Annotated in this window: 6 protein-coding genes; all 6 read left to right on the top strand. The window is 42.6% G+C overall.

Features of this window, described 5'->3' with window-relative positions; genetic code table 11:
* The first annotated feature begins 80 nt into the window (after positions 1–80).
* Positions 81–644, top strand: a complete 564-nt coding sequence (locus MUCPA_RS08880) for a hypothetical protein (protein ID WP_008505845.1) — start codon at positions 81–83, stop codon at positions 642–644.
* Between the two features lie 290 nt (positions 645–934).
* Positions 935–2,242 (top strand): TolC family protein, encoded by a 1,308-nt coding sequence (locus MUCPA_RS08875; protein WP_008505844.1) that lies wholly within the window; start codon positions 935–937, stop codon positions 2,240–2,242.
* A 26-nt stretch (positions 2,243–2,268) separates the two neighbouring features.
* The gene (locus MUCPA_RS08870; protein ID WP_008505843.1) at positions 2,269–3,375 is read left to right on the top strand and encodes an efflux RND transporter periplasmic adaptor subunit; all 1,107 of its coding nucleotides are present in this window, start codon (positions 2,269–2,271) and stop codon (positions 3,373–3,375) included.
* Positions 3,376–3,404: 29 nt separating this feature from the next.
* Positions 3,405–6,548, top strand: a complete 3,144-nt coding sequence (locus MUCPA_RS08865) for an efflux RND transporter permease subunit (RefSeq protein ID WP_008505842.1) — start codon at positions 3,405–3,407, stop codon at positions 6,546–6,548.
* Between the two features lie 512 nt (positions 6,549–7,060).
* The gene (locus tag MUCPA_RS08860; RefSeq protein WP_008505839.1) at positions 7,061–7,516 is read left to right on the top strand and encodes an ankyrin repeat domain-containing protein; all 456 of its coding nucleotides are present in this window, start codon (positions 7,061–7,063) and stop codon (positions 7,514–7,516) included.
* A 446-nt stretch (positions 7,517–7,962) separates the two neighbouring features.
* Entirely contained in the window at positions 7,963–11,718 is a 3,756-nt protein-coding gene (locus tag MUCPA_RS08855) for a YobI family P-loop NTPase (RefSeq protein WP_008505838.1), read from the top strand.
* Positions 11,719–11,730: the final 12 nt, after the last annotated feature.

Genomic DNA, 11,730 nt, shown 5'->3' with positions numbered 1-11,730 from the left:
ATTTCTAAAAGAACGGAGTCCCGGCAAATTCCAGGGTCTACAATAATTAACAAAACGTTTAACAATAAAATTAAATCAAAATGAAAACTTTAAAATTAATAATAGCTCTGCCATTGATGGCATTATTTATCCAAAATGCTGCCGCCAATGGCCAAAGCACCGGACTATACCTAACAACCCAGGATTATTTGAACCACAAGTTAAGTTATAACGCGAGTAATGACCAAATTAAAGTAAACGGCTTGTTGGGCAGCAGTAAAGTGCTGTTAGTTCACAATGGTGAAAAGCAAGCAATAGCCAAAGGTGAAGTATTTGGATACCGCAAAGACGACAAAGATTTTCGTCTCTTTAACAAAGGTGAGTACAAGATACTTTCGAGTAATGGGATCATTATCTATAGCAAAACATCATTGGTGCTGCAGGGAAAGGGACCAAAACCAATTGAGCTGTTTTACTTTAGCGAAAGCGCCTCAAGCCCTATCTTATCACTAACCATCGCTAACCTGGAAAGTGTTTACGCTAAAAATCAAAAATTTATGTACGCAGTGGAGAGTTTGTTTAAAAGTGATAGTGAGCTTTCATCGTACGATGCTTATAACAAACAATTTAAGTTGGCGTACCTGTATACAGAAAACACAAAGTAACAAATACTGAAATTGTTACGCGCCCGCAAATAATCGCTTAAAAAAACGAACGGTGTATTGAGGTTTAAACCTTGATGCACCGTCATTTCCTGGAATCAGCAAACTGAATCAGCTCAGAAAGGGAACAGAAACTGCAGAAAGCGGCACAATTAAATTAATAATAATTAACGAACAGCAAAGCCCATAACGCATGACAAAAGTTTACATCAAGTTCTCCTAAAATACAGCCTAACCGGCAATAAAACCCCTATCTAACTCTAAACGACTCAGGTTCAATATATTTTATGATTATGTTACTCAAACGCCCTTTCATTAATTTATTATTTATCGGTTTGTTATTTTTAAGCTGCAGGCTTTTTGGCCAAAGCCCGGCGGGCGATACCGTTAAACTAACCGTTAAACAGGCAGAAGACCTGTTTTTGAAGAACAATCTTCAATTGATAACCCAGCATTATAACATAGGTATAGCCGAAACCCAGGTGATAACGGCTAAACTGTTCCCCAACCCCGATTTCAGCGTTGCTACAGCCTTGTATAATACCCAGACCCATAAGTTTCTTGATTTCGGTAAGGATAGTTTAGGAAACAGCCAGGCTGAATATACCGGCGGTATCTCTCAATTGTTTAGAACTGCGGGGAAACGGAATAAAAATATACAGTTGGCTAAGATCGGCGTTGAACAGGCGAGGTATCAGTTTTTTGATCTGTTGAGGACACTGAAGGCTTCTTTGCGCAGCGATTTTTTTACAATCTATTTTCAGCAGGAATCCGCCAAAGTATATGCTACCGAGATCAATACCCTCCAAAAAATATTGAAGGCGTACAAGGAGCAAAATGCAAAAGGCAACGTTTCTGAAAAGGATGTTTTGGGCATCCAATCACAATTATATTCATTGCAGGCCGAACTGGCCGGCCTGGCAGCGGGGATAGATGCCTCCATAAGCCAGCTCCAATTACTGATCAAGGCAAAGCCCGGAACTTACATTGAAGCGGAATATAACTATGACCTGGATGGTAAGGATATTTTGACCACCGTGCCGTATCAGAAATTGCTTGATTCGGCCTATAACAACCGCTACGATCTGAGATTGGCTAAATCGGCCGTAACATACAACGATATGAATTTAAAATATCAACAGGCCCTTGCCGTCCCTGATTTTAACCTGTCCCTGGGGTTCGATAGGAACGGCGGAACCGTGCCGTATTTCACCAATCTCGGTATCGAGTTCAATTTGCCGTTGTTTGACCGCAACCAGGGCGGTATTAAACAGGCGCGAATAACCATAGACCAAGGCAAAGTGCAATTGCAAGCCCAGCAAAACCAGGTGGAAAATGATATAGCCGTTAATTATCTAACCGTTTCGCGTTATGAAAAACTCAGTAATAGTTTCGACCCCAAATTTAGGGGAGATTTTACCCACCTGATACAGGAGGTAGTTAAAAATTACGAAGTACGAAACATCGGGCTGATAGAGTTCCTGTATTTGTACGACTCGTATAAAACAAACGCGGTACAGTTAAACAACATCCAACTCAGCCGCGTCAATGCACTTGAGCAGCTCAATTTTGTTACCGGAACGCCCTTTTTTAATCAATAATCACCTTATAATTTACCGATATTCACATGAATAAGATCATAAAAAACAGCATAGGCACGCTAACTGCATGTCTTATCCTTTTTAATCTGTTTTCCTGCAAGTCAGATGTGCAGACCAGCGAAGAACGTAAGCCATTTGTCATACCTGATTCATTACTTCCGAAGCTGGCAATAGATACAGTAAAAACAACCAACATCAGCTATGCAGTTAAGTTTAACGGCATTGTAGATTATAATACCGATAAGGTTGCCAATATATTCCCGATGGTGAGCGGCAATATACAGGATATCCGTGTAATGCCAGGCGATTACGTTCACGCAGGCCAGGTATTAGGTACCATTAAAAGTCCGGAGGTAGCTAATTACAATGTAGCGCTAATTACAGCCCAATCAAATGTTCGGCTGAATGCCAAACTGCTGGACCAGCAAAAAGACTTGTTTAAAAGCGGCCTGGCTTCGCAGGTTGATATCACCACCGCAGAAGTGAATTATGAACAGGCGGTCGGGGCCAAAGTAGCGGCAGAAAAAATATTGGCCATAAACGGTAATAATAGAAACGGCGATTTTGAGATTAAATCGCCCGTTAATGGTTTTATCGTGCAAAAAAATGTAACCAACGATATGACTGTACGCACGGATAACGGGGGCAATATGTTCACTATTTCTGATTTGAAAGACGTATGGGTACAAGCTAATGTTTACGAGAGCAATATTAACAGCGTGCATGAAGGAGATCCGGTTGACGTAACCACCAACACATACCCCAACAAGATTTTTAAAGGCAAAGTAGGTAAGCTGATGAATGTGCTTGATCCCACAACCAAGGTAATGAAAATGAGGGGGGTGCTTGATAATCCGGGCTATGCGTTAAAACCGCAAATGTTTGCAACCGTCTCAATTAGTAACACTGTGAATAAAAAGGCCACATCTGTATCCAGCGGTGCTCTGATTTTTGATAATAGCCAATATTACGTAATTATTATAAAAGGTAGAAATAATATAGCGATCAGGCCGGTTGAGGTTATAACCAACAACGGGACAACAGCTTATATTAAAAGCGGGTTAGCGCCTGGTGACCGGGTAATAGGCGCGGATGCGCTGCTCATTTACTACTACCACTCTTTAAATAGTTAAACAGCCTATTATTAAATAATCCATAGATTATGAACAACTTTCTAAGAGGCCTTATTGGCTTCTCCCTAAAAAACAAATACCTCGTTTTATTTCTTTCCGGGGTATTAATTGTAGCCGGGGTAATAACTTTTAGGCAAATGCCTATACAGGCTTACCCTGATGTTACCAGTACCCAGATCGTGGTGATCAGCCAATGGCCGGGCCAAAGCGCCGAACAGGTGGAAAAGCTGGTTACTATCCCTTTGGAGATCGCCCTTAACCCGGTACAGAAAAAAGTGAGCCTGCGCTCGATCACAGTTTTTGGATTGAGTTTGATAAAGGTAGAGTTTGAAGACGGCGTAGCGGATCCTGAAGGGCGGCAACAGATTATGAATTTATTAGGCAATGCCGATTTGCCAAGTGGAGTAAGCCCTTCGGTACAACCACCCACAGGTCCCACCGGGGAAGTATTTAGATATACCCTTAAAAGTTCTGTAAGAGACCCGACTGAACTAAAAACTATGCAGGACTGGGTAATAGACAGGCGGTTAAGGGCCGTTCCGGGTGTTGCTGATGTCAACTCTTTTGGCGGAAAAACAAAGATGTATGAGGTAAAAGTCGATCCGGGAAAACTCGCCAGCTTAGGAATAACCCCATTAGATGTATTTACAGCTTTACAAAAAACCAATGTTAATGTTGGCGGCGACGTTATCAATCAAAATAACCAGGCCTTTGCGGTACGGGGGATCGGTTTATTGCAGGATATCCACGATATAGAAAATGTTATTGTCAGTAATAATAACGGCGTTCCGTTGCTGGTGAGCGATGTGGCTACAGTAGCCCTGTCAAATGTGCCCAGGCTTGGCTGGATAGCGCGCGATAACGCGATAATCCGCAAAGATGGCAAAAGAGAAACAGCGGACGAGGAAGACGTTGTACAGGGCATCATCGTGATCCGTAAAGATGCAAATCCGACCGAGGTAACCAACGCCGTTAAAGAGGAAATCGACAATATAAACAATAATGTATTGCCTGCCGATACCAAAATGGTGCCTTTTTACGACAGGACCAATCTGATAGACTATGCTACCCATACCGTATTGCATAACCTGATAGAAGGTATTTTGCTGGTAACGCTACTGGTTTCGTTGTTCATGTTCAACTGGCGAACAACGCTCATCGTTGCTATCATTATCCCAATGTCGCTGCTTTTTGCTTTCATTTGCCTGCATCTAATGGGCATGTCAGCCAATTTGCTTTCGCTTGGCGCTGTCGATTTCGGGATTATCATAGATGGGGCCGTGGTGATGGTGGAGGGTATGTTTGTTGTGCTTGATCATAAAGCCCGTGAGATTGGGGTGGACCGTTTTAACAAAATGGTTAAAACGGACTTGATCACAGATAATGGCACCCAATTTGGTAAAACTATCTTTTTTGCCAAAGTGATCATCATTACCGGATTGTTGCCAGTGTTTGCCTTTCAGCGGGTAGAAGGAAAAATGTTTTCGCCCCTGGCGTACACTCTTGGCTTTGCATTACTTGGCGCTTTAATTACCACGCTTACCCTGGTGCCGGTGCTTATTAGCCTGCTGCTTAATAAAAACGTACACGAAAAACGCAACCCATTTGTACATCATTTAACGGCCATCATGCTATCGGGTTTCACAAAAGCCTTCAAATACAAAAAAACGGTGGTTACGTTATCCTTAGTCGCAATGGCCATCGGCTTATATAGCTTTAGGTTTTTGGGCAGTGAGTTTTTGCCCAAACTGGATGAGGGCTCGATATGGTTAAGGGTGGAGCTGCCCTATAGTATATCACTCGACAGATCAGTAGAACTGGCAAAACAAATACGTGAAAAATTGCTGACTTTTCCGCAAATACAAGCTGCGATATCACAAGTTGGAAGGCCCGATGACGGAACAGATGTTCAGGGTTTCTACATTGAAGAGTTTAATATAAAGCTCTACCCCGAGGATGATTGGAAACCAAAGATCACGAAGGACGAACTCATCAAACAGATAATCGCGAAATTTCCAAATCTTGACCTTAACTTCTCACAACCTATTGAGGATAATGTGGATGAAGCGATTTCGGGTGTTAAGGGTTCTATTTGCGTAAAAATATACGGCGACTCATTAAGTTACTCGGAACCTAAAATAGGGGAGATTTATAAGATATTAAAAGGCGTGAGGGGTATGGACGATTTGGGCATCATAAAAAACACCGGCCAACCCGAAGTGGATATTACCCTTGACCAACGAAAGATGGCGCAGTATGGCGTAGCTACTGCCGATGCAAACACCATAATTGCTATGGCTATAGGCGGCCAAACGGCTTCCACTTTATACGAAGGTGTAAGGACATTCGACATCAGGGTCCGTTTCCCTGAAGGATATCGGAAAACACCTGAAGATATAGGCAACCTGCTTGTGCCCACAGCAAGCGGGACAAGAGTGCCAATAAAGGAAATAGCAACAATAACAAAAAAAACAAGCCTTTGTTATTTGCTCAGAGAAGGGAACGAACGGTACGCCACCCTTAAATTTGCAGTGCGTGACCGGGATATGGGCAGCACCATTGCCGAAGCTCAGCAAAAAGTAAACGCGAAAGTCAAATTGAAACGGGGATACCGCATGGTGTGGCGAGGCGATTTCGAGAACCAGCAACGCGCAGAAAAACGCCTTTCGCTAGTGGTGCCGATAAGTTTGGCACTTATTTTCCTGCTGCTTTTTGTCATGTTCCGTAACTTTAAAGACGCCTCATTGGTATTCCTGAATGTACCATTTGCTATTGTTGGTGGTATCATTGCCCTGATGGTCACCGGAACCAATTTCAGTATTTCCGCGGGTATCGGCTTTGTTGCCTTGTTTGGTATTTGTATTCAGGATGGGGTATTGCTGATCACCGTTTTTAAACAAAACCTGGAAATAATGAAAGGTCAGCCACAATCATTATACACAGCTATTAAGTTGGGCGTAAATTCGAGAATAAGGCCCGTTATGATGACGGCGCTTATGGCAGCAATAGGCTTATTACCTGCTGCAATTTCGCACGGTATTGGATCTGAAAGTTCAAGACCCCTGGCAAGGGTTGTAATTGGAGGTATCCTTTGTGCGATGGTATTCAGTCTTTGGGTTTTCCCGCTCATATTCGGATGGGCTTACAGAAAATCTGACGAAACTACCAGGTAAAATGAATAAAGAATAGGTAAAATATTATTCGTATTTGCAAAAGATGAATTTAAATGTAGAATTGATGGATTGCTATTCCTTATTCACCTTTGCCGCGAAGATAGCCCACCGCCGGGATAAAAAGTAAAGGTATACAAGCAGGGCGACTGTTTTTTCGCAACTGCTGGCCTAGCGCGGGTGAACCCCAATAAGATAAATCGCCTTATCAAATGGGGTAATCATACAATCTATAATTTGTTGTATAAGATTTGCAATGTAATCTGTATTTTAAAAGTGGTGAGCAAAAATTAAAACCCAGATAACATATTGAATATCAAGTCGGTTTAAGAGGCAAGCAGTTCCCTCCCTCACCGCGGAGAAAATAAAGCCTGGCAATTGTCGGGCTTTGTTGTTTTAGGTAATAATCAACAACCATTTTGAGTGTTCTAATCTCATAAATGTGATCGTACTGAGTAGAATAAAGAAATGTAAAAAGTTACTATCTTGCAATTTAAAATCTTGATTAAATCACAATGAAGATTGTTTTTAGTATTATAGTTCTGGTACTGGTAACCACAACGAGCTTTTGCCAAGATTTGAATGAACAGTTATATAAAGCTGTTTCTAACAAAGATTCACTAAGTGTCCAAAATCTTTTGATTAAAAAAGCCGATGCTAATTTCAAAAAGAAAACAGGTGGCTTTTTGGAAATCAGTATGCTAATTTTGGCTGTTCAAAATAATGATTTGAGCGATGTGAAATTGTTAGTTGGCCGTGGCGCCGAAGTTGATTGGCGGGATGCGTTTAAAACAACAGCTTTAATGTACGCTGCAAACAAGGGCAATAAGGACATCGTAATCTATTTAATAAAAAGTGGTGCTGATGTCAAGGCCAAAGATGAACAGGGCAACTCTGTCCTTAGCGCCGCTGAAGAAGGAAAAAACGATGAAGTAATAGGTTTAATTAAAAGTCTGGTTAATAAAAAATAGGTTAAAACAGATTGATTATTGCTTATTTAAAACATCGCTGATAACGGCCAAAATAGCAGATAGGTGTTCTAATCGGCTCCCTTTATCCCGTGTCGCTACGCAAGCGCCCTCGTCTTGTGGTCATCATGCTAAGTAACCAGTATGGTTTATGAGGTACGCGGCGTGAATGGATTGCAAGTGTTAGATCCACAAGTGAGGACGCGGTAGCGGGGGCTTGTGGATTTTCAAGCGTTAAATCCACAAGCGAGGACCTTGCGGTAGCGGTGGGCAGCAGACAGAAAATAGACGGGTCGTGTATAACTATAACTACGTTTCTGTTGCTTAAAGTAAAGCCAGATCTCACTGATTGAATCAAACTTTGTGATCTTCGCCGTTACTTAAATAAAGAAGTTTTGAATAAGGATTTCGATTAGTTATCTTGGTGAAATTAACCTATAACTTATCTAATGCGTGATTTTCTGAATAGCCGGATCAGGGTTTTTATTAAAGGATTACAAAAAAAGATCGTCCGGCTTGAACTTCGGTTATCCAAAGAAAATCCGGATAACCCAAGATGTTTCGATGACCTTACACCGATTGACAATGCGGATGAGCAATCGGTGTACTTAGACGCGCTGCAATGGGCCCTGACAAACCCGAAAATAAAAAATATCGCGCTAAGCGGCCCGTATGGCTCTGGTAAAAGCAGTATCGTCAAGACTTTTGAAAAGAAGAACCCCGGGTACCATTATCTAAATATTTCCCTGGCCGCGTTCCAGGAAGATGATATTCGTACAGCTTTACCCGGAGCTGAAGAAAAGAACGCTGTTCCCGCAGAACTCGGGAAGGTTATGGAAACTAAAGTCGAATCAAATGAGGTGTCTAGGACCAAAGAAAAAAGGGCCGAAGAACAGCGGCTCATCGAGTTAAGTATCCTGCAGCAAATGTTCTACCGCGTCAAGGAAACGGAAATCCCGGACTCCAGGTTCAACAGGATCCGAAGCCTGAGCAGATTGAAGCTCACCTACTTGGTTTTTATCGTGATTATCTTCACCCTTTCCATATCGATCGTTTTTTTTCCGAAATTCTTCGATCGTTTTTCCGGGTGGCAGGCACTCTATAAAAATAATACGAATTTGATCCTGTTGGCAGCTGTGCTTTCCCTAATATCCGGCACCATTGAATTCCTGATCTATATTTTCCGGTTGTTTAATACCTCTAAATTCAATAAGCTGAACATAGCCAGCGGATCCATTGAGATCAACCCGAAGAGTGAAACTTCCATACTGAATAAACATCTCGATGAGATCCTTTATTTTTTCGAAGTGACCAGGTATAACGTGGTCGTGATCGAAGATTTGGACCGATTCAACGATCCGGAGATATTCACCAAACTGCGTGAACTGAACATTCTGGTCAATAATTCCCGACAGATTAACAGGCGGATCATCTTCATTTACGCGATCAAGGATGATATGTTCAGGGATAAGACTAGGACGAAATTCTTCGATTTTATTATACCGGTCATCCCAGTGATCAATTCGTCCAATTCATTCGAGATTATGTTGAGGAAGATCAGGAACCCGGGCCTGTCACTTCAGATCTCTGAAACGTTCCTGAGCGATATCACGCTCTACGTGGATGATATGCGTGCCCTGAAGAACATCTTCAACGAATTCATAATTTATAAAGACAATCTCGAAGGGATCAATGTCAAACACGAAAAGCTACTCGGGATAATTATTTATAAGAACATATACCCGGATGATTTTGCCAGTCTTCATCGGGGCGAAGGATTGATCTACAGGGCATTTGTGAAGCAGGCGGACGTTGTCGGTCAGATCACAAAGGGCCATTTGGAAAAGATCGATGTTCTGGATCAGAAGATCTGCGACCTGAAATTGATCTCTCAGAAGAATACGAACGAGCTGAGAGCCTCTTATCTTTTCGAAATTATGCTCAGAGTCCCGAACGCAACCAGCCTGAAAATAAAAAACGACAACATTTCGTTTCAGGACCTCCGGTCAGACCCCAAGCAGTTTGCGCAATTAACGAAGGTGGCGGATATTAATTACTACTATACGAACCAACACAGCAATCAGATCCAGAGTACGAATACTGGTATAGCTTTCCAAACGATAGAAAAAACGGTGAACAGTGAATATACCTATGCGCAGCGACTGGATCTGGTCGAAACCATGTTACAGCATGGTTCCGGAGAGATCGTCAAAGAGATCGAGCGGTTACATGGTGAGATGGAAGCGGTCCAATCGATGCCGCTTCGTGAATTACTGGAAGCTTATCCGACATCAGTAGATCATTTCGAACCCGAATTCAGGCAAAGGAAGCTGCTGGTTTATCTTATTAGGGAAGGATATATCGATGAGATGTATCCTTCCCTGATCTCATATTTCTATGAAGGTAGCCTCCTAGTGAAAGATATGGAATTCCTGATGTCCGTCAAGAACAGGGAAAGCCTGCCCTTCACTTCTCCGCTGGACAAGCTGCCCGCGATAATGTCGAGGCTACGAACGGAAGAATTCAAACGGGAAAGTATACTGAACTATAATTTACTGGATTTTCTGCTCCGCAACGAAAGCTTATATAAAGCCCGGTTCGATCTTTATTTCCTGATGCTGGCCAGCGAGCATCCGAAATCAGTAGCTTTTATCGACGGTTACATCGAAAACGGCAGAGAGTTGCCTCGTTTCTTCAATCTCATCTGCCGCGCCTGGCCGAATATCTGGACCTACATTTATAACCATTATCAGGATAAAAAAAACGCCTATCTGAAACTGATTATTCAATATGCTGATAGCGAAGATTATGTGAATCTCGATCATAATGCGCTGTTATCTTCGTACATAACCGAAAAGGCGGACTTCCTTGATCTGCTGACCGGCGAAGGAAGCCTGCCCAAAATGCGTTCCATCATCAGCGAACTGCAGATCAAATTCAAGCGGCTGACGATACCAGAAGCTACCGATGAGCTTTTTACCTTCGTCTATCAGAATGATTACTATGAGCTGAACAGGAATATGATCACCCTGATCCTGGCACGAAAGGGTACCGAAACGGAGTTTGACCAAACCAGCAGTAATTATACCGCCATACAACATTCCGGTTGTGAAAATCTCATCGCTTATGTAGATTCAGATATACAGCGATATGTTGATACGATCATCCTTGGATCCCCTCTCAATATTAACGAGGCCGAGCACTGGATCGTCGAATTAACGGAAAAAGATGAGTTAAGCTTGGAAAGTAAAATTCTGTTGCTACAGCAGCAGGAACATATCTTTGATGATATCGTGGTGGTGGAGCCGGAATTCTGGCCGGAGCTGATTGCGGCGTCGAAAGTTAGGGCTACATGGCAGAATATGCTGGAGTATTTTGAAACTACCGGCGACCTAGACCGCGTCTTGACCGGGTTTCTGAACGCCGAAAAAAATTACACTGAGTTGTCTTCGAAAAGAATAGACACCGTGTCCGGTAAACCGAAAGATTTGCTTTACAAAATATCGCGTTTACTCGTCCTATCAACCGAAATTTCGGAGCAGGCTTACCCTTATCTGGTCCGAAGTATCCCTTATTATTACCCCGCTTCCTTGAAAATTACAACGTTGAGCGCGCAAAAAGTAGCGGTGCTGATCCTGCTCAAAACCATCAGGCTCACCAAAGAATATTTCAACATCGTCAATGATCAGTTCCCCGGGAGCCGGGCGGATTTCCTCATCAAAAATATCGAGGAGTTCCTCAAGCTGCCCGAAGATTATCCGGTAACCGCCGAGGACTTTGTAAAGATACTCAACGCGGAAGAGGTATCAGAAAAACAAAAGCTGAAGATCGTTCCGCTCGTTGGTGCCGATCTTGTCGAGGAAGAAAAGGAACTTGCCGATCAGCTTATGCTATTACTGATCAAAAATACCACGCTGGCCGTGGAGGATGATCTTCTGGAGAACGTGCTTCGGTACGGCGCCCCGCCGCACCGAAAAGTGAAGTTGTTCCAAACTAGTTTAAATAAATTCAGTCATAGCCAGATCACTGCTTTTTTGTCTGTATTAGGGCCGCCCTATTCCGGTATCGCCATTAAAAGAAAGCGTCCTTTGCTTGTTGAGTCCGATGAAAACGTCGCCATTGTCACCCAGCTTAAATCAGTTAAATACATTTCGAATTATAAGATTGAAAAGGAAGGTATCAGGGTCATTACGAAAAACAACTAAGATACTTTTCCT

Origin of the sequence: Mucilaginibacter paludis DSM 18603 (genome assembly GCF_000166195.2) — a bacterium.
GTDB classification, from domain to species: domain Bacteria; phylum Bacteroidota; class Bacteroidia; order Sphingobacteriales; family Sphingobacteriaceae; genus Mucilaginibacter; species Mucilaginibacter paludis.
This window is presented reverse-complemented; position numbering and strand designations above follow the sequence as displayed.